This window comes from Archangium violaceum, from assembly GCF_016887565.1.
Taxonomy (GTDB): Bacteria; Myxococcota; Myxococcia; order Myxococcales; family Myxococcaceae; genus Archangium; species Archangium violaceum_B.
The window spans coordinates 10,485,870-10,509,749 of record NZ_CP069396.1 but is presented as its reverse complement, the minus strand read 5'-3'; the positions used below and the strand labels follow the sequence as shown (position 1 = coordinate 10,509,749).

Here is a 23,880-nt window from a genome sequence, read left to right as displayed (position 1 = left end):
CGTCATGTCTTTGCAGCCCCAAGGCACATTTAATGGGGCCATGCGCTATGCCATCACAGGAGCCAGTCGCGGTCTGGGTCTCGAGTTCGTTCGTCAGTTGCTCCACCGGGGTGATTCCATCGACGCGGGCGTCCGCGCCCCCTCCGACGCCCGCCACCTCCAGGAGCTCGCTCGCTCCTCCGACGGCCGCCTCCGCGTCCACCCGCTCGATGTCTCGGATCCTCGGAGTGTGAGGGACTTCGCCGCCTCCTTGGGCGAGCGCCAGCCCCTCGACGTCCTCATCAACAGCGCCGGCGTCTTCGGCAAGAACCAGCCCCTGTCCGGACTCGACTTCGACGACGTCGCCGGCACCCTCGCCGTCAACACCTTCGGGCCCCTGCGTCTCACCGCCGCTCTGTTGCCCTCACTGCGGCTCGGTTCGGCGCGCCGCGTCGTCCATATCACCTCGGGCATGGGCTCCATCGCCGACAACGGCATGGGCGGGTTCTACGGCTACCGCCTCTCCAAGGCCGCCCTCAACATGGCCATGCGCAACATGCACCTGGAGCTGCGCGGCGAGGGCTTCGTCACCATCGCCCTCAACCCGGGCTGGGTCCAGACCGATATGGGCGGGCCCCAGGCTCCTCTTCGCCCCGAGCAGTCCGTTCGCTCCATGCTCGAAGTCATCGACCGGCTCTCCGATGAGCACGGGGGCCGGTTCTTCGACCACGATGGGCAGGAGTTGCCCTGGTAAGGGACTCGGGGTCCAACCCGGGTTCCTCTATACCCTCACCCCGTCCCTCTCCCAGGGGGAGAGGGGTTGTTGGGGGGTGTTGGGGGCTGGGGGACGGGGACTACGGGTAGAGGACTTCCGTTCTCCAGCCGCTTCCCTCCCTTATGTAGACGAGCCGGTCATGCAGACGGCTCGGTCTCGCGTGCCAGAACTCGATTCGCTCCGGCACCACCCTCAGTCCCGACCAGTGCGCGGGCCTCGGCACCTGCTTGCCCTCGTACTTGCGCGTCACTTCCTCCACCCTCGCCTCCAACTCCTCCCTCGAGGGCAACGGCTGGCTCTGCAGGCTCGCCCACGCCCCCACCTGGCTCCCCCTCGGCCGGCTCTGGAAGTATGCGTCCGCTTCCGCGTCCGATACCCGCTCCACCCGCCCCTCCACCCGCACCTGCCGCTCCAGCGGCTGCCAGAAGAAGCACAGGGCTGACCACGGGTGCGCCAGCAGCTCCCGCCCCTTGCGGCTCTCCAGGTTGGTGTAGAAGACGAAGCCCCTCGCGTCGAAGTCCTTCAACAGCACCACGCGCGTGGACGGTTTGCCGTCAGGCCCCACCGACGCCACCACCATGGCGTTGGGGTCCACCGGTATGACGCGCTTCGCCTCCTCATAGAGGGCCGCGAAACGTTCGATCGGATCCTTGGGTAGCTCCACGCCCCCTACCATACCAACCCACTCCCAGAGTGCGAGCCGCGTGTTTGGGTTGACTCGCCCGTCACACACGGCATCGTCTCATTTCATGAAGATTCTCTACGTGGCCTCCGAAGTCACACCCTTCTCCAAGACGGGTGGGCTCGGGGACGTAGCCGGTGCCCTTCCCGCGGAGCTCGCGGCGCTCGGCCACGAGGTCAAGGTCGTCACCCCCCGGTACGCCTCCATCCAGGACTCGCGTCTCACCCCCACCGGTCACCACCTGGAGCTGCGCTTCCCCTTCGGCCTCGAGCGCGGTCCCATCCTCTCCCTCCGCCAGGCCCCCAACCTGGAAATCCTCTTCCTGGAGAACGAGCACTTCTACGGCCGCTCCGGCATCTACGGCGACACCTGGGGCGAGTTCGGTGACAACCACCGGCGCTTCGCCTACCTCTCCATCGGCGCCCTCCAGCTCGCCCAGCGGCTGCGCTTCTTCCCGGACATCATCCACCTCAACGACTGGCAGACCGGGTTGACGGCCGTGGCGCTCCAGCGCGGCTTCCAGGGCACCGCCCTGGCCCGCTCCAAGACGGTGCTCACCATCCACAACCTCGCCTACCAGGGCCAGTTCGGGAAGCACGTCATGGACGAGCTCGGGCTGCCGTGGGACCTCTTCAACGCCGAGCACGGGCTCGAGTTCTGGGACGCGGTGAACTTCCTCAAGGGCGGCATCCAGTTCTCCGACGCCCTCACCACCGTCTCGCCTACCTATGCCAAGGAGATCCAGGAGCCCGAGGGCGGTGCCAGCCTCGATGGGTTGCTGCGCCGCCGGCGCGGGGTGCTCACCGGCATCATCAACGGCATCGACGTGCACGAGTGGAACCCGGAGGCGGACACGTATCTCCCCGCCCGCTATGGGGCCAACGACCTGAGCGGCAAGGCCGTCTGCCGGCGCGCGCTGCTGCGCCAGGCCGGGCTGCGCGAGGACACCGACGCCCCCGTGTTCGGCATCGTCTCGCGGCTGGCCTGGCAGAAGGGCGTGGACCTGCTGCTGGAGGTGATGCCCCAGGCCCTCCAGTCCGACATCCGCTTCGTCGCGGTGGGCAGCGGCGAGGCCCGCTTCGAGGACGGGCTGCGCGCCCTCCAGCACCAGTTCCCCGAGCAGGTGGGCACGTACATCGGCTTCGACCAGGGGCTGTCCCACCTGGTGGAGGCGGGGTCGGACTTCTTCATCATGCCCAGCCGCTACGAGCCGTGCGGCCTCAACCAGATGTACTCGCTGCGCTACGGCACCGTGCCCATCGTCCGCGCCACCGGTGGACTCGTGGACACGGTGGACGGAAGCATGGACGGGGATGGCATCCTCTTCGAGGCCTTCCACCCGGCGGCGCTCCTGGCGGCGCTGCGGCGCGCCCAGGCCCTCTACGCCGAGCCGGAGCGGCTGCTGTCCTTCCGGCGCAGGGGCATGGGCCGGGACTTCTCCTGGGCCGCTTCCGCCCGGAAATACGAGCGCCTCTTCGCCTCCCTGCTGACGGAATAGTGCGGCTCCAACGAAAAGCGGAGTAGGCTCGAATCGTGTCGCAACAAGCAGCGGACCTGGGAGGTTATGAGGTCATCGGCCGGCTCGCGGTAGGCGGGATGGCCGAGGTGTTCCAGGTGCGAGCGAAGGCCTCGACGCAGCGCTCGCCCGGGGAGCCCGAGGAGGTGGTGCTCAAGCGGCTGCTGCCCACGTACCGCAACGATGGCGCGTACGTGAAGGCCTTCGTCGACGAGGCGAAGCTCACCGTGCGCCTGCGCCACCCGCACATCGTCCGCACCTTCCGTCTCTTCAAGGCCGGGCCGGACTACCTGATGGTGCAGGAGCTGGTGGCGGGCCGGACGCTGGGCTTCATGCAGGAGCTGCTGATGAAGGCGGGCGCAGCGATGCCTCCGGCGGCGGCCTGCTACATCACCTGGTGCGTCCTCAAGGCGCTGGACTACGTCCACCGCGCCAAGGCGGGCGAGGGCGGTGCCACCATCGTCCACCGCGACGTCAACCCCGCCAACATCCTGCTGAGCGTGGCCGGGGACGTGAAGCTCACCGACTTCGGCGTGGCGGACGTGGAAGGGGTGATGCGCGGGGACACGGGCGCGCTGCGCGGCACGGTGTCGTACATGAGCCCGGAGCAGGTGCTGGGCCAGCCGGTGGACACGCGCAGCGACCTGTACTCGGTGGGCGTCATCCTCTGGGAGCTGCTGTCCAACCGGCGCCTGTTCACCGGGGACGGCGAGGCGGAGCTGATGCACCGGGTGCGCGACGCTCGGGCGCCGCTGCTGTCCAGCGTGCAGCCGGAGCTGCCGGACTACGCGGTGCAGGTGGTGCGCAAGGCGCTCTTCGCGGACAAGGCGCGCCGCTTCCAGTCGGCGGCGGAGTTCATCCGCGCCCTGGAGGTGCTGTCGCGCCGCACCGGGTGGCCGCTCACGGTGGATGCGCTCAAGCCGCTCCTGGGGGGCTGATGCGCTGGCTCGCGCCGCTGCTCGTGCTGCCGTGGCTCGCTGGGTGCGCCGGGGTGACGCTGCGCCCGCATGCCATGGACCAGGCGGTGAAGGTGGAGGACGTGGGCCTCGCCTTCTCCCCCAAGGGCCCGGGTGAGCTCACCCTGCGCCTGGAGGTGGAGAACCCCACCTTCTGGGACGCGGAGGTGACGGGGGTGGACTTCGAGCTGCGGATGGATGGCCGGCGCTACGCGGTGGGCACGCGCGGGGTGAGCCTGCGCCTGGCCTCGGACGAGCGCCGCACCCTGACGGTGTCCTTCCCGCTCCAGTCCGAGCCGGGCGGGAGCGAGGTTCCTCCGCGCACGTGGCGGGTGGAGGTGGGCGGCGGCGTGGCGCTCAACTTCGGTGGAGAGACGGTGCGCCTGCTGCCCTTCCGCGCCGAGCGCACCCTGCGGCTCCAGTACTTCCGGCCCATGGTGCTCGCGCCGGAGTGAGGCTCGGCGCAGGGTATCGGACGGCTTGACCTGACCGCTAAAGTCACGTCTCCTGGCCCCATGTCCAAGGTGGGGTTGGGGGCAGGTGGACGCTTGTTCGCCGACCCCCCTTGGTCACCTCCCTGGAGGGACTTAGTGTGTCTACAGCACCATGTGCGCTGACTCCTATCGCGTCGATCCGGACGACCCGCGTGCGCCCCCCCAGGAGCTCTGGGAGCGGCTCATGCCCGACGAGCGCGCCCGCATCCTCGACAGCCTGCCGTCCGAGTTTCCGGTCTCCGAGGCCAATCCTCCTGAAGGAGACCCGCACTTCGACGCCAAGGTGCGTGCGCGCGAAGTGCTGGGGGGCTTCTTCTCCCGCATCGGACGCAAGGTGTACCTGGGGTGCGAGCTGCCCGTGTACTACCCGGGCGAGCGCATGTTCGCTCCCGACGTCATCGCCGTCATGGACGTGGAGCCCCATTCGCGCATGCGCTGGGTGGTGAGCGCCGAGGGCAGGGGGCTCGACCTGGCCCTGGAAATCCATGTCGCGGGCGAGCGGCGCAAGGACCTGGAGCGGAACGTGGAGCGCTTCGCCCGGCTCGGCATCCGCGAGTACTTCCTCTTCGACCGGGGGCGGCTGAAGCTGACCGGCTGGCGCCTGGCCGGGGAGGGGCGGCGCGTCTACCAGCCCATCGTGCCGCAGCAGGGGTTCTACACGTCCGAGGTGCTCGGATTGGAGTTGCAGCTCGAGGGCGAGCGGTTGCGCTTCTATCACGGCCGGGCGGCGCTGCCGGAAGCGGACGAGATGATCTCCACGCTCGAGCGGATGGTGGGAGAGGCGGAGGCTCACCGCACCGAGGAGGCCCAGGTGCGCGCCGAGCTGGAGCAGCGGCTCGCCCAGGAGGCTCACCGACGCGAGGAGTCCGAGCGCAGGTTGGCCGAGGCCCTCTCGGAGCTGGAGCGATTGCGCGGTCGCCGTCGCTGACTCCCGAGGCTTGGCGTTCGACTGACGCTCAGGCCTTGAGCTCCTGGCCCGCGGGCTCCTTGGTCGGGGGCTCCTTGGGCGGCGTGGGCTCCTTGGTGGGCGTCTTGAGCCGCATCATCCGCACGCGGTCGATGCGCGCACCCTCCTTGGCGTGGACGGTGAAGGCCCAGCCGTTGAAGGTGAAGCGCTCGCCCACGTCCGGCAGGTGGCCCGCCAGCGAGGACAGGAAGCCGCCCAGCGTGTCGAAGTCGCCCTCCGGCAGCGGGAAGCCGAAGGCCTGGGTGAACTGATCCACCTCCAGGGCCGCGTCCACCAGGAAGCTCCCGTCGGGCTGCTTCTCCACCTGCTTCTCCTCCACCTCGAACTCGTCGCCGATGTCTCCGACGATCTCCCGGAGGATGTCCTCCAACGTCACGATCCCCATGAAGCCGCCGTACTCGTCCACCACGATGGCCATGTGGATCTTCTTGCGCTGCATCTCGCGTAGCAGGTCTCCAATCGGCTTGAGCCATGGGACGAAGTGCGCGGGCCGGATGGTGTCCTGCAGGACGATGAGCTCGGGGTGCTGCAGCAGCGGGATGAGGTCTCTCGCGTGCAGCACGCCGAGGATGTGGTCCACGTCGTCCCGGTACACGGGGATGCGCGAGTGGTTCTCCTCCGCCAAGAGGCGCAGCACCTCCTCCGGCGGGGTGGAGATGTCCACGCACACCACCTCCGTGCGCGGCACCATCACGTCCCGGCAGCGCTTGTCCGACAGCTCGAAGATGGAGCGGATGAGCTGGGGCGCGCTCTGGTCCACCTCCTCCTTGGCCGCCTGGGCGGCGAGCAGCTTCTCCAGCTCCTCGAGCGGCGGAGGCGGGGGCTCGAAGCGCAGGGTGCGCCCGAAGCCGCGCGCCACCAGGTTGATGGGCCCCATGAGCAGGCGCATGGGCGGGTAGAAGAGCAGGACGAGCAGCGACACCAGCCACGACAGGCGCAGCGCCCAGCGCTCGGGGCCGGCGTTGGCCAGGCCGCGCATCGTCACCTCGACGAGCGTGGCCAGCAGGCCCACCAGCAGGGAGCCGGCCAGCACCGTGGCCACGCTCAGCCAGGGCGCCTCGCCCAGACGGGTGAAGTTGAGCAACTGCGGCGGCACGAAGGCCCCGATGGCGGCGGCCAGGAAGCCGCTGAGCACCATGCCCACTCGCAGCGCGGTGGCGGTGGCCTCCCGCTCCGTCTTGTGCCGGAGCACCCGGCCACCAGAGACCGGGGCCGTCTTGGCCAGTTCCTGCGCGCTCAGGTCCGAGGTCCCATACAGGGCCGATTCGGCGGCGGCGATGAATCCTCGGGTGAAGACGAGGGCCAGGCAGGCAGTCCAGAGGGCCCAGGTAGGAGGCATACGGCTTCTCTACATACCCCGTGGTAAGAGCACACGCACACTTTCCGAGAGAATCCCGATGCGTGTGCGTCCACCAGTGAGCCGCTCCCGCTCCCTCCGGCGGGGGCTCTTCCGGCTGCTCCCCCCCCTGTCCGTCCTCCTGCTGACACTCTCCGCCCCGCGCGCCTCGGCCTGGCCCGTGGACCTCTCGGTTTCTCTGGAGCCGGGTAAGGAGCGCTTCCACAAGCTGAGCGCGGTGGACTGGGTGGAGGTGGAGGACCCCTCCGTCGTCACCGCGGAGGTGCTCCAGGGCAGCAACGAGCTGTTGCTCACGCCCCTCAAGCCGGGGCGCACGCTGCTGCTGCTGTACGCGGAGGGGAAGTTCGCCGTGTGGCGGCTGGGGGTGGGCGCGCCAGGGCGGCCCCCCGAGCCCGAGCCCTCCGCGGAGCTGCTCGCCGCGGCTCGAAAGGCCTGCCCGGGGCTGAAGGCCACCGAGGGCTCCGAGCGCTCCCTGACGGTCCACGTGAAGGACGTGCGCTGCCGCGAGGCCCTGCGCGCGCTGCTGAAGACGGACGTGTATCTGGCGCGCGATCTGGAGCTCACCTTCGAGCTGCCCGTCCTGCAGGACCAGCTCGCGGCGCTGACGAGCGCGCTGAAGGGCTCGGGCCTCACCGTGAGCTACCGCGGGGCGGGCGCGGTGCTGGATGGCACTGCTACCCCGGAGGGTCACCGCCGGGCGCTGTGGGAGCTGTTCCGCCAGTCCGTGGGGCGCGTCCCGCTGGAGGACCGCGCCACCGTGCGGCGGCCAGAGCCTCCCGACGCGGGCAAGCCCGGCGACCCCATGCCCTGAGTCAGTTGGAGTGGGTCCCGTGGATGTCCCCTCTCCCAGAGGGAGAGGGTGCATGCGCAACCCGATCAGGGCACCGCCTGCTCGGGCTGGGCTCCGCTTCCATCGAGCACGCTTCGTGCCGCGTCGATCGCGTCATGCGTGCCGGCGAGCGCCAGGATGTCTCCCTCGCGCAGTTGCTCGTTCGCCGTGGGAACGACCACGCCCCCCTCGCCGCGCTTGATGGCGAGCACCGTCGCTCCCGTCATCCCTCGCAGGTTCAGCTCCGCGAGCGTCCGCCCCACCGCCGGGCTGGAGGCCATGAGCCGGATGGGAGTCGGCTCGCCCAACCCGGGCAGCACCGGGTGGAGCGCCTCGAGGCTCGCATCGTGCGCCTTCGTGCTCCCCCCGTGGGACTGGGCCGCGAGCGTCTCGACGATGACCTGGGAGCCCGCCCGGACGTGTCCCTGGAGATTCGTGGCGCTGCGCCAGAACCCCACGCCGAACACCACCAGGAGCAGCAACAGCGCGACCGCGCCCTGGACGCCAGGGAGGAAGGGCTGCGTGAGGGCCACCATGGGGGCTCCCACGATGAGGAGGCTCGCCAGCTGGAGCGTCAACACGAGCACGCGGCGCGGGGCCGCGGCCAGGTCCAGCCTGCCCTTCACCGCCGTGGAGGCGGGCAGGGCCGTCTCCGCGAGCAGCACGCCCAGCTGGCGGGCCATCCGGATGATGCCCACGCCGAAGGGAATCGCGAGGACGACCGCGAGCCCGATGCCCAGCAGGCGCGCCACCGAGGCGCTCAGCCCCACCGTGCTCTCGATGGCCAGGGAGATCCTCTTCAGGGCGACGGACGTCCCGATGACGAGCGCGGTGAGCAGGGCCGAGTCGAGCAGCAGCAGGCGGATGGTGCGGCGGATCTTCGCGCCCACCGTCTGCCTCGGGGGCGCGGCGCGGAGGTTCTCCACCCACGTCCCATAGAGGGCGGCGAACGTCTGGAGCGGTCCGGGCAGCTTCCGGTCCACGTAGTTGGCGACCGGCCCCGAGGCCCGGATGAGGAACGGGGTGGTCAGCGTGGTGATGGCGGACACGGCCACGGCCACCGGGTACAGGAAGGTCCCCGTGGCGTTCAGCGACAGGCCCAGGCCGGCGATGATGAAGGAGAACTCACCGATCTGCGCCAGGCTCATGCCCGATTGGATCGCCGTGCGTGTCCCGTTGCCGGTGAGGAACACGCCCAGCCCGACACCCACGAGCTTCCCGACGATGACCACCAGCGTCAGCACGGCCACGGCCACCCAATGCTGGGCGATGAGCCCCGGGTCGATGAGCATTCCCACCGACACGAAGAAGATGGCCGCGAACATGTCGCGCACCGGCTGCACCAGGTGCTCGACGTCCTTCTCCTTCCCCGATTCGGCCACGAGCGTGCCCGCGAGGAACGCGCCGAGCGCCACCGAATAGCCGAACTCCTGCGCCAGCTGCGCGGTGGCGAAGCAGATGCCGACGCTCGACACCAGCAGCGTCTCCGGGCGGTTCAGGCGGTGCACCGCGCGGACCGTGCGCGGCACGAGCAGCAGGCCCACCGCGACCAGCCCCACCAGGAACAGGGCCAGCCGTCCCACGGTGAGGGTCAACTGACCGGCCGACAGCCCCGCTCCCGTGGAGATCGCCGTGAGCGCCGCCATCAGCAGGATGGCGATGAGATCCTCGACGATGAGCACGCCCACCACCAGCTCGCGCAGCTTGCCCTGGATGCCCTGCTCGTCGAACGCCTTGGCGATGATCGTCGTACTGGAGATGGCGATGATGGCCCCGGTGAAGATGCTCTCGCGCGCCGTCCACCCGAAGGCCCGGCCCACCACGAAGCCGAGCCAGATCATCAGGCTGCACTGGATGACGGCCGTGAGCCCCGCCGTCGGGCCGACCTGGAACAGCTTGCGCAGGCTGAACTCCAGCCCGAGCGAGAACATGAGCAGGATGACGCCCAGCTCCGACAGGGTCTGGACGATGGTGGCGTCCGCGACGAGCGGAATGGGCACATGGGGGCCGATGATGAGCCCCGCGAGGATGTACCCCAGCACCACGGGTTGACGCAGTCGCTGGAAGACGACGGACGTCACCGCCGCGACGCAGAGGACCATCGCCAGGGCCTTGAGGAAATCGTGAGCTCCGTGCATCGCCAATCACCCGCTGAGAAGTACCGCTGGAAATCAATGTGCTGACCCACCTCGCCAGATGCGCGGGGGGGACATGGAAAGTGGCGCCGACCCCGTCCGCATGGCCGGGTTGGGGTCGGCGCCCGGGGAGTCGCTCACTCGCCCGTCAGCCGAACTTCTCGTACGCCACGGCCGCGAAGATGATGCCCAGGCAGACGATCAGGGCCAGGATGAGCCGCGACGTCTGCCATGGGGCGTGGAACTCGCTCGGGACGGGTGCCTCCGGGGTCGTTGGCGAGGGGGACTCGAGGGGGGCGGGGGACTTGGAAAGATCGTGTTCTGCGCGCAAGGCGTGTCTCTCGTGCGCCAGTCCTGCTGGCGCGGCGAAGGGATGGATTCACGACGCGCGGGCACACCCGTCTCGTATACCGAGCCATGCGTGCGGCCAGCGCGTCTCTACCTCTGGGACCGGAGCGTCACGCGGTCCGCGGAGGTCCTTGCGCGGGACAGTTGGCGACCACCGGCCGATCCGCGATGCGGCCCTGGCTCACGCTCCACGTGCACGACAAGAGCGTGCGCGTCAGTGTCGCGAGCCGGGCCTCCTGCCGCACCGCGAGCTCGAGGCGTGGATCGGCTCGCTTGGGATGTGGGGTGGGCTTGTGGGGCGTCCGGGACAGCTCCAGCCGGCCATGGACCGATGGATCATGGACGCCGACCAGCCGCTCCTGGCTCCCGGGGAGATCGGCCGAGACCGAGCTCTTCCGCTGGGACCCCTGCGCCACGGAGGGCCCTCGGGGCTCCGTGCTCACACGAGCGCCAGCATCCGCCGAGCACACGCCGACCAGCACGGCCAGGGTCAGGGCGCAAGTCGCGCCCACCAGGACCGTCCATCGGGCGCTCTGTCGATCGCGCCGATATGGGCTGTCAGCGATTCCCATGAAGGAGGTGCTCTTCCTTTTCCACTACCATCAGGAGCGCACCAGGGAAAGACGCTCTCGCGCCCTCCATGCAGGCATGCGGCGGGTATGCCCGGGGGGCCGGCCTCCCACCGGGGACCGGCGCGAGGGAGTCTTCTCCGACGCGCCGGGGCCCGGCCGGGGACCGCGACTACTTCTTCGGCTGGGTGCCGCCGCCCGGGTGCGTGCCCATGTGGCCGCCCGTGCCCGACTCGCTCTCCGGCTGCATGTCGCTGCCCGCGCCGCCGACGCCCGTCGCCTGCGGGTTCAACTTGCTGAGCACGGAGTAGGCCTGCTGCCGGTGCTGCGCCACGTGCTGGGTCAGGTCATCCACCAGCGTGGTGAGCTGCGCGTTGTCGGTGCCGATCGCCTGACGGCCGGCCAACAGCTTGCCGAGCGTGGCGTCGTGGTCTCCCACCAGGTTGGCGATGTAACAGGAGTCGAACGGCGCGCCCTTGAGCGCCTGGAGCTCCTCCGTGACGGCCTTGTCGGCCGCCATGGCCTTCCTCTCCATGTCGTTCATCGGCTTGGGCATGTCCGCCAGTTTGATGCCCTGGCTCTGCGCATAGGACATCAGCTTCTCGTCGGCGTCGGTGTGCTCACGCACCATGGTCTCGCCGAAGGACTTCACGTCCGGGTTGGTGGAGTTCTGCTGGGCCAGCTTGCCCAGCTTGATCTCCAGCTGGTTGGTGTAGTGCAGCCGCTCGAGCAGGGCCTTCGTGTCGGTGGGCACGACGAACCCCCGGTACTCGGCCGTGCCGCCCTTGCCCTGGGCCTTGGCCCCCTGCTGCGCGAGCGCCGAGCCACCGAGGACCAGCGTACCCGCGACGAGGAAACCCTGAATCATCCGCTTCATGTGCGTTCTCCCTTTCCCTTGAAAGGCGGCGCGCACCTTGGACGAGCGGGTGGAGATCCTTCGAGTGTCCCCAGGTCCCGTGCGTGCGGAACCGTACGGTGGGGTGCCCTGGCCGCTGGTTGCTGGACACTCCGTCTGTCCCGGGTCGGACGAAGCGTGCAGTCCTTGAATAGCGGGACCTCCACGCACAGATTCCCCGGGCACACACATCTCCCAAGCACCGTGTTGGAAAGGATTCCGACGTCTATGACCAGGGAAGTATGGCCGGGCAAGCCGTACCCGCGAGGCGCGACCTTCGATGGGACGGGAGTGAACTTCGCGGTCTTCTCCCAGGCTGCAACTCGTGTCGAGGTGTGTCTCTTCGACCCGCAGGACCCCTCCAAGGAGGTGGAGCGGTTCGACCTGCCGGGCGTCACCGACTGCGTCTGGCACGGCTACGTGCCGGGACTGGAGTCGGGCACGCTCTATGGTCTGCGCGTCCACGGGCCGTACGAGCCGCAGAAGGGGCTGCGCTGCAACCCCTTCAAGCTGCTGGTGGACCCGTACGCCAAGGCGCTCCATGGCGAGGTGGACTGGTCCCAGCCCGTCTTCGGCTACCCGCTCGGGCACGCGCAGCAGGACCTCATGCGCGACGAGCGGGACAGCGCCGCGGGCATGCCCAAGAGCGTGGTGGTGGGTGACTACTTCGACTGGGGCAACGAGCGCCGTCCGGACGTGCCCTGGCGCAAGACCGTCATCTACGAGGCCCACGTCAAGGGCCTCACCATGCGCCACCCCAAGGTCCCCGAGCACCAGCGTGGCACCTACGCGGGCCTCGCCCACCCGGCCGTCATCGAGCACCTGCTCAAGCTGGGCGTCACCGCGGTGGAGCTGCTGCCGGTGCACGCCTTCGCCGATGACTCCTTCCTCGGCGAGAAGGGGCTGTCCAACTACTGGGGCTACAACACCCTCTGCTACTTCGCCCCCGAGCAGCGCTACGCCAGCCGCCAGACTCCCGGCGCCGCCGTCAACGAGTTCAAGGCGATGGTGAAGGCGCTGCACTCGGCCGGCATCGAGGTGCTCCTCGACGTCGTCTACAACCACTCCTGCGAGGGCAACCACCTGGGGCCCACGCTGTCGCTCAAGGGCATCGACAACGTCTCCTACTACTGGCTGATGCCCGAGGCGCGCTACTACCTGGACTTCACCGGCTGCGGCAACAGCCTCAATGCCTCCAACCCGCAGGCGGCGCGCCTCATCGTCGACTCCCTGCGCTACTGGGTGGAGGAGATGCACGTGGACGGGTTCCGCTTCGACCTGGCCACCGTGCTCGGCCGCGTGGGCAAGGGTGAGTTCTCCCCCCATGCCCCCATCTTCCAGATCATCAACCAGGATCCGGTGCTCGGCCGGGTGAAGCTCATCGCCGAGCCGTGGGACGTGGGGCTCGGCGGCTACCAGGTGGGCGGCTTCCCCGCGCCCTGGCGCGAGTGGAACGGCAAGTACCGCGATGCGCTGCGCCGCTACTGGAAGGGCGACGAGAACCTCGCGGGCGAGGTGGGCCACCGTCTCACGGGCTCCTCGGACCTCTACCAGGAGGCGAAGCGCCGCCCGCAGGCCAGCATCAACTTCGTCACCGCCCACGACGGCTTCACCCTGCACGACCTCGTCACCTACAGCCACAAGCACAACGAGGCCAACGGCGAGCACAACCGTGACGGCGCCGACGACAACCAGGCGTGGAACTGCGGCGTGGAGGGCGAGACGGAGGACAACGGCATCATCGCCCTGCGCGAGCGCCAGAAGCGCAACCTGCTCGCCTCGCTCTGCCTCTCCCAGGGCGTGCCCATGCTGGTGGCTGGCGACGAGATGGGGCGCACCCAGGGCGGTAACAACAACGCCTACTGCCAGGACAACGAGCTGTCCTGGGTGGACTGGAACCTCGACAAGCGCCGCGAGGCCCTGCTGGAGTTCACCTCCCGGCTCATCCAGTTCCGCCACCGCCAGCCGGTGCTGCAGCGCCGCCGCTTCTTCCAGGGCAAACACATCTGGGACTCGGAGTACAAGGACCTGACCTGGTTCCGCCCGGATGGCACGGAGATGGACGCGGGGGATTGGGAAAAGCCCTTCGTCCGCTCCCTCGCGTTCCTCCTGGGCGGTGACGCCATCCCCACGCCCGACGAGCGCGGCCAGCGCATCATCGGCGACGCACTGCTGGTGCTGCTCAACGCCCACCACGAGCCCGTGCGCTTCACCGTGCCTCCTCCGGCCGAGGGCTTCCGGTGGGTCATCGAGTTCTACACCGCGGACGACAAGCGGGGCCCCGAGGAGCCGGTGCCCTCCGGCCACTTCGAGCTGACCGGCCGCTCCCTGGCCGTCTTCCGTCAGGTGGCTCGCGACTGACACGGCCGCCTTCCAGGCGGGCAGGTGTGAGGGCCGGGGCTCCCCGCCGATTGTCCCCCGTCTCCAGCATGCGGAGTGTGTGGCGGGGGACGAAATCCGGCGGGGAAAGACCCCAAGGAGCCAAAACCGTGAGCGCGATCGAACTACTGAAGCAGCAGCACCGGGAAGTCGACGATCTGTTCCGGCGCCTCAAGGCCAGCGATGAGGACGAGCGCATCTCCCTGCTGGGCAAGGTGGCCGAGGCGCTCACCATCCACGCGGCGCTGGAGGAGCAGTTGTTCTATCCCTTCGCCCGGGAGCAGGGCGTGGACGGCCTCATCGACGAGTCCTTCCAGGACCACGCCGAGGTGAAGCGGCTCGTGTCGGAGCTCCTCCAGGTCAAGCAGAACGACCCGAGGCTGATGGAGCTGTGCTCGCGTCTGGAGCGGATGGTGACCGAGCATGTGGGACAGGAGGAGCGCGCGCTGTTCCCCAAGGTGGAGTCCGTGGCCAACCGCGACGACCTGGTCTCCATGCGCGACGACATGCAGCGGGCCATCGACAGCTGGCGCAACCGAGAGCTGCTGCGCATGGCCGAGCATCAGGAGTCCCCACCCCCGGTGATGTGAGCGAGCAGGCGACTGCGTCCCGCAAGCAGGGCGTGGGCGCGAGCGGACTTCAGGCAAGCCACGGGCCCCCTGGTGGGCTCGTGGCTTTTGTCATGGGGGCCGCTCGTGTGCGATATAAAGAGGGTCCTCTAATGGACACTCACGGACCGACCATCCGGGATGCCAGAGCCAAAGGAATCTCTCGTCATGGGCCAAGGGCCTCGTGCGTGGTTGCTCGGGCGGCTGGATGCGTTCCTGACGGAGCGACAGCGCCAGCTGCCGCCGGACGAGCTCGGCCGCTACCGCGTGCTGGTGGGGTGCACGCTCTGTGTGGTGCTCCTCAACCTGGTGCTGGCGCTGTCGGCGTCGTTCTTCCGGGAGGTGAGCGTTCCGCGCTTCGCGCTGGGCCTGGTGATGGCGGCGTTCTTCGGCATGGTGCTGGGGGTGCTGCGCCGGGGGCGCTCCCTCCGGCCCGCGTCGATGCTGGTGTGCTGCCTGCTCGTGGCCGGCTACATCGGTGCCACCTTCGCGATGCCCCATCCCGCCATCGCCTCGCACGCGACGGCCATGCTCATCCCGGCCCTGGCGGTCTACCTGATGGGGGTGCGCACGGGGCTCGTCGTCACGGCGTTCTTCTGTCTCAACGCCAGTGTCTTCCTCCCCCTCAGCCTGACGGGGTTCGGCACCCTGGAGCCGCTCTTCGCCCGGCCTGGCCAGTGGGCCTCGGGCGTGATGGATGCCTTCGTCCTGCTGCTCGGCTGGGGGGTGAGCGCGCTGTTCTGCTACGCGCGTGACGAGGCCATCGCCACGGTGCGCGAGAACGAGCGCACGCTGCGCAGCCTCCTGGAAAACACGGATGATCCAGTGTGTTCTCTGGACCCACAGGGGAACATCGTCATCGCCAATGCGGCGGCGAGGCGGATGTTCCGCCGGGCGTTCGGACGGGAGGTGAAGCGGGGGGATGCGCTGGACGAGGAGTCCGCGGAGGAGACGCGGGCCACGTGGCGCGCGGCCCTGGCCCGGACGCTGGGAGGGCAGCCCGTCCGCTATGAAATCCCCTTCCAGCAGGAGGGGCGCCCCATCACGTTGGATCTCTCCCTGCACCCCATCCAGGGCGAGGAGGGACGGGCGGTGGGGGTGACGTTGTTCGGGCGGGACGTCACCGAGCGCAAGCGGGCCGAGGCCCGGCTGGACGAGCTGCACCGCAACCTGGTGGACATGTCACGCCGGGCGGGCATGGCGGAGGTGGCCACCGGCGTGTTGCACAACGTGGGCAACACGCTCAACAGCGTCAACGTCGCGGCCACGCTCGTCATGGAGGGGCTGCGCGGCTCGCGGGCTCCCCAGCTGGTGCGCGCGGTGGAGCTGCTGCGCGAGCACGAGGCGCGGCTGCCCGCCTTCTTGTTGGAGGACGATCGGGGACGCCGGCTTCCGGAGTACCTCGCCTCGGTGTCGCAACACCTGATGAAGGAGCACGAGCGGTTGCTGGTGGAGATGCAGGGATTGGCGCGCAACGTGGAGCACATCAAGTCCGTGGTAAGCATGCAGCAGGAGAACGCGCGCTTCGGCGGCAGGGTGGAGGAGGTACCGGTGCCGGAGCTCATCGACGACGCGCTGCGCCTGCACGCGACCTCCTTCGAGCAGCTGGGCATCCGCGTCCAGCGCGACTACGCCGAGGTGCCCGCGGTGCTGGTGGACCGGCACCAGCTGCTTCAAATCCTCGTGAACCTGTTGAGCAACGCGCGGCACGCGCTGATGGAGAGCGGGCGCAAGGACAAGCAGCTGTCCATCCACGTGCGGCGGGAAGGGGCGGAGCGGGTGCTGCGAATCGAAGTGGAGGACAACGGGGTGGGAATCTCGCCGGAGCACCTCGAGCGGCTCTTCGCGCACGGGTTCACCACGAAGAAGGGTGGGCATGGCTTCGGGCTGCACGCCAGCGCGCTGGCGGCCGAGGAGCTGGGAGGTCAGCTGCGCTGCGAGAGCGCCGGGCCCGGCCAGGGCGCCACCTTCATCATCGAGCTGCCCCTGCGCGAGCAGGCGAGCAGGGAGGCCATGGAATGAACGCGGACACAAGGGATGGCCGGCGCATCCTCGTCGTCGACGACAACCCGTCCATCCACCAGGACTTCCGGAAGATCCTCGCCCATCAAGAGGACCTCGCGGAGCTGGATGCGATGGAGTCCATGCTCTTCGGGTCCGTCCCGGGGCGCGTGCGGGTCTCCGCCTTCGAGGTGGACTCGGCGACGAACGGGGAGGAGGGCGTGCGGCGCGTGCGGGCCGCCATGGGCGAGGGGCGCCCGTATGCCATGGCCTTCGTGGACATCCGGATGCCGCCGGGAATCGACGGGGTGGAGGCCACGCTGCGGATGTGGCGGGAGGAGGCGGACCTGCAGGTGGTGCTCTGCTCCGCGCACTCCGACTACTCGTGGGAGGACCTGGCGAAGAAGCTGGGCGCCAACGAGCGGCTGCTCATCCTGCGCAAGCCCTTCGACAACATGGAGGTGCGGCAGATGGCGCACGCGCTCTGCGAGAAGTGGGAGCTGCTGCGCGCCAGCCACCAGCGGATGGAGGACCTGGAGCGGGCGGTGGCGGAGCGGACGCGGGCGCTGGAGGAGGCCAACGCGCGGCTGCTGCACGCGCAGAAGCTGGAGGCGCTCGGGCGGATGTCGGCGGGGCTCGCCCACGAGGTCAACAACCCCTTGAGCTACGTGCTGTCCAACCTGCGCCACGTCCATCGGGGGCTCGCGTCCCTGCCGTGCATGGACGAGGGCGTGGAGATGCGGGAGGAGCTGCGCGACTCCTGCCAGGACGCCGTGCTCGGGGCCGAGCGCATCGCGCGCATCGTCCAGGACGTGCGGCTCTTCGCCCGGATGGATGAGCCGCCGCGCGAGCCGGTGGACGTGCGCGCGGTGTTGGAGCTGTCCCTCTCCATGACGGGCGAGGCGCTGCGCCCGGGCATCCGCGTGGTCCGCGACTTCCAGGAGGTGCCGCTCGTGCTGGGCAGCGAGCACGGCCTGGGGCAGGTGTTCCTCAACCTCATCATCAACGCCACCCATGCCCTGGCGGGCCGCGCCGAGCCCTCCATCCACCTGGGCCTGCGGCGGGGCGCGGACGGCCGGGTGGAGGTGGAGGTGCGCGACAATGGTTGCGGCATCCCAGCGGAGAACCTGGGCCGCCTCTTCGAGCCCTTCTTCACGACGAAGCCGGTGGGGACGGGCACGGGGCTCGGCTTGTCCATCTGTCACGGAATCGTGACGCGGTTGGGGGGAGACATCACCGTGGACAGCACGCCGGGCCGAGGCACCGCCTTCCGGGTGCTGCTGCCCGCCGCGCCCTCGCGGAAGGGGGAGTTCTCGGTGTGACACTTCGCCCCCCCGGGCTTCATTGCCCGGGGGCAGATTCTTCTTCATCATTCCCCCTGGGCCGTACCGCGAGAGGCCGGTCACCGCGCGCACGGGCTGGGGGGACAGCGATGCGCTGGGATTCGCGAGCGTGGTTCCTGGGGGTATTGGATCGCTTCCTGTCGGAGGAGCAGCGGCGGTTGCCTCCGGAGGAGCTCGGCCGCTACCGGGTGCTGGTGGGCGCCACGGTCCTCAACCTGGTGATGGCCGCGCAGATGTCGCTCTCCGGGCTGAGCTCGCCGCTCCGCTCGTTCTTCCTGGTGGCGGGACCCGGGGTCCTGGCGGGCTACGTGGGCGTGCTGGTGCTGGCGCGCCGATCGCGCTCACCCCGGCTGCCCTCGCTGCTGCTGTGCTCCCTGCTGTCGGTGGGCATCATCGCCGCCTCCTTGTCCATGGGCACGCAGCAGGCGGCCACGCACTCGGCGCACATGCTGCTCCCGGCGCTGGCGGCCTATCTGCTGGGCGTCCGGCTGGGACTGCTCTTCACCTTGCTCTTCGGGCTCAACGCGCTGCTGCTCCAACCGCTCCTCCAGGTGGGCTTCGACCTGTCGCGTCCGCTCTTCCCGGACGAGATGTCGCGGATGATGAGCGTCCTGGCCGGCGGCTCCTTCCTGGGGGGCTGGGCGCTGAACTCGCTCCACGTCCTGGCGCGCCAGGAGTCCCACACGGCTCTCACACGGACCCTGTCGGTGCTGAGCAAGCGGGAGTGGCAGCTCACCAGCCTCATCGAGAGCACGGACGACATGGTGGTTGCGCTCGACGGGGAGGGCCGGTTGATCACCGCCAATCAGGCGGTGCGGACGTTCTTCCCCGAGTTCCGGGTGGAGGATGGGCCGCCGGACCGGTCCATCCTCGAGGCTTTTCCTCCAGAGCGGCGCGAGCGCATGCGGGAGCGGCTCCAGCAGGCGCTCTCCGGGCAGCGCGTGCGGGTGGAGTCGAACTACCAGCTGGGGGGTCGGCGGGTGACGCTGGAGACGCTCATCAGCCCGGTGCTGGGGGAGGGGGGGCAGGTGGTGGGGGCGCTCTTCGTCGGCCGTGACATCACGGCGCGCAAGGACGCCGAGGCGCGGTTGAGCGAGATGCACCGCAGCCTGCTGGACGTGTCGCGGCGGGCGGGCATGGCGGAGATCGCCACCGGGGTGCTGCACAACGTGGGCAACACGCTCAACAGCGTGAACGTGTCGGCCCACCTCGTGACCGAGCGGATGGGGAGCCTGCGCCTGGCCGGGTTGGTGAAGAGCGCGGAGCTGCTGCGGGAGCACGAGGCGGACCTGACCACCTTCTTCACGAAGGACGTCCGGGGCCGGCAGCTCCCGGCCTACCTCCAGGCGCTCGGGGAGCAGCTCTCACGGGAGCGGGACACGGTGCTGGAGGAGATGCGGCGGCTGAGCGACAGCGTGGACCACATCAAGCTCGTGGTGAGCATGCAGCAGAAGAACGCCCGCTTCTCCGGGGTGATGGAGCGGGTGTCCATGCCGGAGCTCATCGACGACGCGCTGCGCCTGCACGCGGTGTCCTTCGAGCGGCTGGGCATCCAGTTGCGGCGCGAGTACGCCGAGCTGCCGCCGGTGGTGGTGGACCGGCACAAGCTGCTGCAAATCCTGGTGAACCTGGTGAGCAACGCGCGCCACGCGCTGCTGGACAGCCAGCGCGAGGACAAGCAGCTGGACATCCGCGTGGAGCGGGACGGGGAGCGGCTGCGCATCTCCGTGCGGGACAACGGCGTGGGCATCTCCGCGGAGAACCTCGAGCGGCTCTTCACCCAGGGCTTCACCACGAAGAAGGAGGGGCACGGCTTCGGGCTGCACATCAGCGCGCTGACGGCCGAGGAGATGGGGGGCGCCCTCCTCGTCACGAGCGCCGGCCTCGGCCAGGGGGCCACCTTCACCCTCGAGCTGCCGATGGATGGCGCCGCGAAGGCCCAGGGGAGTCCGGAGGCCTCCACCCGGGCGGCGGGGTGAGCCGCCGGCTCAGGTGCCCGTCCACTTCCCGCGCCGCGTGGGCTCCTCCAGGGCCCGGGCGAGCGCCTGGAGGTAGTGCTTCCTCGGCCAGTGCTCGGCGCCGAAGCGCGCCAGGTGCTCCGTCTCCACCTGACAGTCGATGAAGTGCAGGCCCCACTCGCGGAAGCGCTCCACCGCGGTGACGAAGGCCGCCTTCGAGGCGTCCGGCGCGTGGGCGAACATGCTCTCTCCGAAGAAGGCCGCCCCCAGCGACACGCCGTAGAAGCCGCCCTTCAGCTCGCCCTCCGCCCAGGCCTCCACCGAGTGCGCGAAGCCCAGCTCGTGCAGGGTGACATAGGCCTCGCGCATCTCGTCCGTTATCCACGTCCCGTTCTGCCCGGGGCGCGGCACGCGGGAGCACTCGGTGATGACGTGCTCGAAGGCGGTGTCCCAGCGGATGTCGTAGACACCGGCCTTGAGCGTCTTGCGCAGCGAGCGGCCCACGTGCAGCTTGTCCGGCTCCAGCACGAAGCGCGGATCCGGCGAGTGCCAGAGGACGGGCTGGCCCTCGTTGTACCAGGGGAAGATGCCCTGGGAGTACGCGGCCAGCAGGCGCTGGGGACTCAAGTCTCCCCCCACCGCCAGCAGGCCGCTGCGGTCCGCCTTCTCCGGGGGAGGGAAGAGCTCCGGGTCTTCTCCGAGGAAATAGATGGGCACTACCGCGACACGTTGAGCTTCACGTCTCCGGACAGCGAGTAGGGGACGCGCACCAGCGGGCCCGTGAGCTCACCCGCCACCTCATACGGCAGCGTCCCCTTGGCGATGAGCGCCCTCACGTCCTGCCCCCACGTCTCCGTCGTCACCGCCAGCTCCACGGGATACACTCCAGTGGCCGCCGCGTCCACGGTGTCGTACTTGCCCTGCGTCCCCTCGCCCAGCTTCCGGCCTCCCACGGTGACGGCCCAGCTGAGGCCATCCATCCGCAGCGGGAAGGGGTTGGGGTTGCGCACCCCCAGCCGCAGCAGCAGGTCCACCTTCTCCTCCGAGTAGCGCGCCCCCTCCAGGCTCTCGATGCGCACCTCGGGCAGCCGCGGCACGCGCACCTGTCTCGAGGCGGCGAAGGGCAGCGTCCGCACGGTGTCGCCCGAGCGCACCGTCAGCACGCCGCGCAGCGCCAGGAGCACCGTCCCTCCCCGCTGGCTCATCGCCCGCAGGTCCTCCGTGCCCCGTACGTAGGCGGCCTCGGCCTGGAAGGCGAAGGGCGTGGCGGCCCCGGGGGCCAGTGTCACCCCCAGCGGCGCCGAGCCCTTCTCCACCACCTGCCCGTCGGAGACGAGCTCGTAGTCGGCCTTCTCCAGCACGGCGGGGCCGGGGCTGGTGAGCTGTCCGGCGTAGCGGAGGGTCACCTCGGCGAGGCCCTGGGAGGCGACGGTGGTCTCCTGGGCCTCGAGCGAGGCGGGGCCACCCTCGGGCGCGGCGGATGGCGTGGAGGCACACCCGGCGACCCAGGCGGCGAGCGTCAGGAGGTGGACGATGGCACGCGGGGCGGAACGCATGCCCGCCAAGGTGGGTCCGGTTCCGTCTGGCCTCAAGGGGTTTTCAGGTACACTGTTGACTACACCGTGGCCCCTCGTCGCCCGAACCTCAACAAGGCCGTCCGCGCCCTCATCCGCGACATCGCCGCGAAGATGCCCGAGTTCTCCCATGTGAGGGCCAGCCGCATCCTCGTCATCGCGGGCGAGGCCCGGCGGGCCTCCCGGGGCACGGTGAAGCCGCTGTGTTTCCGGGGTGGGCGCAGCACGGACCGCACCGGACGCCGCAAGCCCATCGTCCGCATCCGCAGCCGGCGGATGCTCTACTGCATCACCCTGCGCCCGCTCTTCTTCCGCTCCTCCACGGCCCAGGGGCGCATCGAGACGGTGATTCACGAGCTCTTCCACATGTCGCGGCGCTTCGACGGCACGCTGCACGCGGGGCGCAGGCACTCGGTGCTGGGCAAGGAGTTCTCCCGCCGGTTGAAGCCGCTGGTGCGCCGCTACCTCAAGCACTGCCCGCCGGAGCTGCTGAAGCTGTTCTCGTACTCGGGGGAGATAAAGGTGCTGCAGTGGTTGGAGCGGCCCGGCCCGGCCTACGTCCCCGGCACGCCCCACGTGCGCAAGGTGTACACCGAGGAGCAGCTCTATTACGGCATCGCCCGCATGGTGACGCACAAGCGGCCCCGTCCGCCGAAGGAGTCCAAGCCCCAGGGCAAGGAGCGCGCGGAGAAGGTGCGGTTGCACTGAGGCCCGCCCGCGAGGCGGACGTGCTCAGTTGAGGTAGCGCGGGCGCGGCGGCGCGGGCGGCTCCACGGGCGCGCCGGACGCCATCATCTCCAGCCCCTGGCGGGTGAGTAGGAAGCGCACCACGCCGGAGCCGCGCTCCGTTTCGATCTCCGCCTCGAAGGCGGGGCCCGCGATGGCGCCCATCTGCACGTCCTTGCGCAGGTTGTGCACCTTGCCGGTGAGCAGGTCTCCCGCCACGGGCTGCACCGAGTCGCCACGCCGATAGAGGTCGTACGCCGCCTGGTGCAGCGTCATGGCCAACCCGGGCGACAACGGCTGCGAGCTGAACAGGACCGAGATGAGGACCCAATAGGGAGGGGACTGTTCGGCCATGGCCCTCATCCTAACCCCCACGCGCCGCGCTCCCCACCCTTTTCAATCCCAAAAGATTTCGATGGGGCTGTGATGGGACCGTCCTTTCGCGGACGTTAATATCCGAGCCTCTCGCTTGCTCAGCAAACGAGCAGTAAAGCGCCTCCCCGCTTTCCCTCCCTACCCCGGAGAACCGAGTGCTCCAGAAGAACGTGTTTCGTGCGGTCCTTCCCCTGTCCCTGGTGCTGGCGCCGTTCGCCGCCTTCGCGGGGCCGCTGGATGGCAACAGCGGCGACGTGATGCTCCAGGGCTTCCACTGGACGTCGTACCAGACGTCTCCCTGGTGGAGCTCCATCCAGGGCAAGGCCTCCGACATCGGCGCGAGCGGCTTCACCATGGTGTGGCTGCCGCCCTCCAGTGACGCGGCCTCCAACGAGGGCTACCTGCCGCGGCAGCTCTACGTGCAGAACAGCAAGTACGGCACCGAGGCGCAGCTCAAGTCGGCCATCGGCGCGCTGCACACCTACGGCGTGAAGGCCATCGCGGACATCGTCATCAACCACCGCGTGGGCACCACCAACTGGGCGGACTTCACCAACCCCACCTGGGGCTCCTGGTCGGTGACGCGCGGGGACGAGTGGACGGGCGCCACCGGCAACACCGACACCGGTGACGGCTACAGCGCCGCGCGCGACCTGGACCACACCCACGCCACCGTCCAGAGCGACCTCAAGGGCTGGATGAACTGGCTCAAGTCCAGCATCGGCTATGACGGCTGGCGCTATGACTACGTGAAGGGCTACGCCGGCTCCTACGTGGGCGCCTACAACTCCGCCACCGTGCCCTACTTCTCCGTGGGCGAGCTGTGGACGGACCTGAACCTCGGCAACCCCGACGCCCACCGGCAGCTGCTGATGAACTGGATCGACGCCACGGGTGGCAAATCGGCGGTGTTCGACTTCACCACCAAGGGCATCCTCCAGCAGGCCGTGCAGTACAACGAGTTCTGGCGGCTCAAGGACAGCGCCGGCAAGCCCTCGGGCGCCATCGGCTGGTGGGCGGCCAAGTCGGTGACCTTCATCGACAACCACGACACCGGCCCGAGCTACCCCAGCAGCGGTCAGAACCACTGGCCCTTCCCCAGCGACAAGGTGATGCAGGGCTACGCCTACATCCTCACCCACCCGGGCATCCCCTGTGTCTACTGGGTGCACTTCTATGACTGGGGCAACTCCGCGCAGATCAAGAAGCTGATGTCCATCCGCAAGTCCAAGGGCATCACCTCCACCTCGGCGGTGAGCATCCAGGTCGCGGACACCAGCAAGTACGCCGCCATCATCACCGGCAACAGCGGCAGCGTGGCCATGAAGATCGGCCCCGGGGACTGGTCTCCGGGCACCGGTTGGACGCTGGCCACCTCCGGCACCAACTACGCCGTCTGGACGAAGTAGTCCCC

22 protein-coding genes are annotated in these 23,880 nt (G+C 69.4%); 13 read left to right on the top strand and 9 right to left on the bottom strand.

The window, feature by feature from the left end:
- Positions 1-40 precede the first annotated feature (40 nt).
- The gene (locus tag JRI60_RS41785) at positions 41-733 is read left to right on the top strand and encodes an SDR family oxidoreductase (protein ID WP_204221646.1); all 693 of its coding nucleotides are present in this window, start codon (positions 41-43) and stop codon (positions 731-733) included.
- Between the two features lie 100 nt (positions 734-833).
- Here JRI60_RS41785 and pdxH read toward each other — a convergent pair whose 3' ends face one another.
- Positions 834-1,430, bottom strand: a complete 597-nt coding sequence (gene pdxH, locus JRI60_RS41780; RefSeq protein WP_204221645.1) for a pyridoxamine 5'-phosphate oxidase — start codon at positions 1,428-1,430, stop codon at positions 834-836.
- Between the two features lie 73 nt (positions 1,431-1,503).
- Here pdxH and glgA point away from each other — a divergent pair, with 73 nt between their 5' ends.
- The 4 genes from glgA (at position 1,504) to JRI60_RS41760 (ending at position 5,330) form a co-directional block, all read left to right on the top strand.
- A complete protein-coding gene (gene glgA, locus JRI60_RS41775; RefSeq protein ID WP_204221644.1) occupies positions 1,504-2,934 on the top strand; it encodes a glycogen synthase GlgA in 1,431 nt (476 codons plus the stop codon).
- A 98-nt stretch (positions 2,935-3,032) separates the two neighbouring features.
- Complete coding sequence (locus tag JRI60_RS41770) at positions 3,033-3,890, top strand: serine/threonine protein kinase (RefSeq protein WP_343213432.1); 858 nt, start codon at positions 3,033-3,035, stop codon at positions 3,888-3,890.
- Complete coding sequence (locus JRI60_RS41765) at positions 3,890-4,363, top strand: hypothetical protein (protein WP_204221643.1); 474 nt, start codon at positions 3,890-3,892, stop codon at positions 4,361-4,363. The genes JRI60_RS41770 and JRI60_RS41765 overlap by 1 nt, the downstream gene beginning before the upstream one ends.
- 151 nt (positions 4,364-4,514) lie before the next feature.
- On the top strand, positions 4,515-5,330 hold the full coding sequence (locus JRI60_RS41760; protein ID WP_204221642.1) for a Uma2 family endonuclease: 816 nt from the start codon (positions 4,515-4,517) through the stop codon (positions 5,328-5,330).
- A gap of 28 nt (positions 5,331-5,358) precedes the next feature.
- Here JRI60_RS41760 and JRI60_RS41755 read toward each other — a convergent pair whose 3' ends face one another.
- Positions 5,359-6,708 carry a hemolysin family protein gene (locus JRI60_RS41755; RefSeq protein ID WP_204221641.1) on the bottom strand — a complete coding sequence of 450 codons (1,350 nt, stop codon included), beginning with the start codon at positions 6,706-6,708 and terminating at the stop codon, positions 5,359-5,361.
- Positions 6,709-6,784: 76 nt separating this feature from the next.
- Between JRI60_RS41755 and JRI60_RS41750 the strand changes: the two genes are divergently transcribed.
- Positions 6,785-7,537 carry a hypothetical protein gene (locus JRI60_RS41750; protein ID WP_343213360.1) on the top strand — a complete coding sequence of 251 codons (753 nt, stop codon included), beginning with the start codon at positions 6,785-6,787 and terminating at the stop codon, positions 7,535-7,537.
- A gap of 65 nt (positions 7,538-7,602) precedes the next feature.
- On the opposite strand, the gene JRI60_RS41745 is transcribed toward JRI60_RS41750, so the two are convergent.
- The 4 genes from JRI60_RS41745 to JRI60_RS41730 all read right to left on the bottom strand — a co-directional run bounded on the left by JRI60_RS41745 (position 7,603) and on the right by JRI60_RS41730 (position 11,484).
- Entirely contained in the window at positions 7,603-9,693 is a 2,091-nt protein-coding gene (locus tag JRI60_RS41745) for a cation:proton antiporter (protein WP_204221639.1), read from the bottom strand.
- 145 nt (positions 9,694-9,838) lie between these two features.
- The gene (locus JRI60_RS41740) at positions 9,839-10,021 is read right to left on the bottom strand and encodes a hypothetical protein (protein ID WP_204221638.1); all 183 of its coding nucleotides are present in this window, start codon (positions 10,019-10,021) and stop codon (positions 9,839-9,841) included.
- 127 nt (positions 10,022-10,148) lie between these two features.
- A complete protein-coding gene (locus tag JRI60_RS41735; RefSeq protein WP_204221637.1) occupies positions 10,149-10,550 on the bottom strand; it encodes a hypothetical protein in 402 nt (133 codons plus the stop codon).
- Between the two features lie 229 nt (positions 10,551-10,779).
- The gene (locus JRI60_RS41730; protein ID WP_204221636.1) at positions 10,780-11,484 is read right to left on the bottom strand and encodes a DUF4142 domain-containing protein; all 705 of its coding nucleotides are present in this window, start codon (positions 11,482-11,484) and stop codon (positions 10,780-10,782) included.
- A 246-nt stretch (positions 11,485-11,730) separates the two neighbouring features.
- Here JRI60_RS41730 and glgX point away from each other — a divergent pair, with 246 nt between their 5' ends.
- From glgX to JRI60_RS41705, 5 genes are all read left to right on the top strand, one after another.
- On the top strand, positions 11,731-13,863 hold the full coding sequence (gene glgX / locus JRI60_RS41725; RefSeq protein ID WP_204221635.1) for a glycogen debranching protein GlgX: 2,133 nt from the start codon (positions 11,731-11,733) through the stop codon (positions 13,861-13,863).
- 128 nt (positions 13,864-13,991) lie between these two features.
- Positions 13,992-14,471 carry a hemerythrin domain-containing protein gene (locus JRI60_RS41720; RefSeq protein WP_204221634.1) on the top strand — a complete coding sequence of 160 codons (480 nt, stop codon included), beginning with the start codon at positions 13,992-13,994 and terminating at the stop codon, positions 14,469-14,471.
- Positions 14,472-14,657: 186 nt separating this feature from the next.
- Positions 14,658-16,511 carry a two-component system sensor histidine kinase NtrB gene (locus JRI60_RS41715; RefSeq protein WP_239470040.1) on the top strand — a complete coding sequence of 618 codons (1,854 nt, stop codon included), beginning with the start codon at positions 14,658-14,660 and terminating at the stop codon, positions 16,509-16,511.
- Positions 16,508-17,812, top strand: coding sequence for a hybrid sensor histidine kinase/response regulator (locus JRI60_RS41710; RefSeq protein WP_204221633.1), 1,305 nt, complete (start codon positions 16,508-16,510; stop codon positions 17,810-17,812). The genes JRI60_RS41715 and JRI60_RS41710 overlap by 4 nt, the downstream gene beginning before the upstream one ends.
- Before the next feature lie 110 nt (positions 17,813-17,922).
- Entirely contained in the window at positions 17,923-19,812 is a 1,890-nt protein-coding gene (locus tag JRI60_RS41705; protein ID WP_204221632.1) for a two-component system sensor histidine kinase NtrB, read from the top strand.
- A gap of 9 nt (positions 19,813-19,821) precedes the next feature.
- On the opposite strand, the gene aat is transcribed toward JRI60_RS41705, so the two are convergent.
- Positions 19,822-20,508, bottom strand: coding sequence for a leucyl/phenylalanyl-tRNA--protein transferase (aat, locus tag JRI60_RS41700; RefSeq protein ID WP_204221631.1), 687 nt, complete (start codon positions 20,506-20,508; stop codon positions 19,822-19,824).
- Entirely contained in the window at positions 20,508-21,347 is an 840-nt protein-coding gene (locus tag JRI60_RS41695) for an LEA type 2 family protein (protein ID WP_204221630.1), read from the bottom strand. Before JRI60_RS41695 ends, aat begins: the two co-directional genes overlap by 1 nt.
- A gap of 66 nt (positions 21,348-21,413) precedes the next feature.
- Between JRI60_RS41695 and JRI60_RS41690 the strand changes: the two genes are divergently transcribed.
- The gene (locus tag JRI60_RS41690) at positions 21,414-22,073 is read left to right on the top strand and encodes a hypothetical protein (protein WP_204221629.1); all 660 of its coding nucleotides are present in this window, start codon (positions 21,414-21,416) and stop codon (positions 22,071-22,073) included.
- Between the two features lie 24 nt (positions 22,074-22,097).
- Here JRI60_RS41690 and JRI60_RS41685 read toward each other — a convergent pair whose 3' ends face one another.
- The gene (locus JRI60_RS41685; protein WP_204221628.1) at positions 22,098-22,445 is read right to left on the bottom strand and encodes a hypothetical protein; all 348 of its coding nucleotides are present in this window, start codon (positions 22,443-22,445) and stop codon (positions 22,098-22,100) included.
- Between the two features lie 176 nt (positions 22,446-22,621).
- Here JRI60_RS41685 and JRI60_RS41680 point away from each other — a divergent pair, with 176 nt between their 5' ends.
- Positions 22,622-23,875, top strand: coding sequence for a glucan 1,4-alpha-maltotetraohydrolase domain-containing protein (locus JRI60_RS41680; RefSeq protein WP_239470039.1), 1,254 nt, complete (start codon positions 22,622-22,624; stop codon positions 23,873-23,875).
- Positions 23,876-23,880 lie beyond the last annotated feature (5 nt).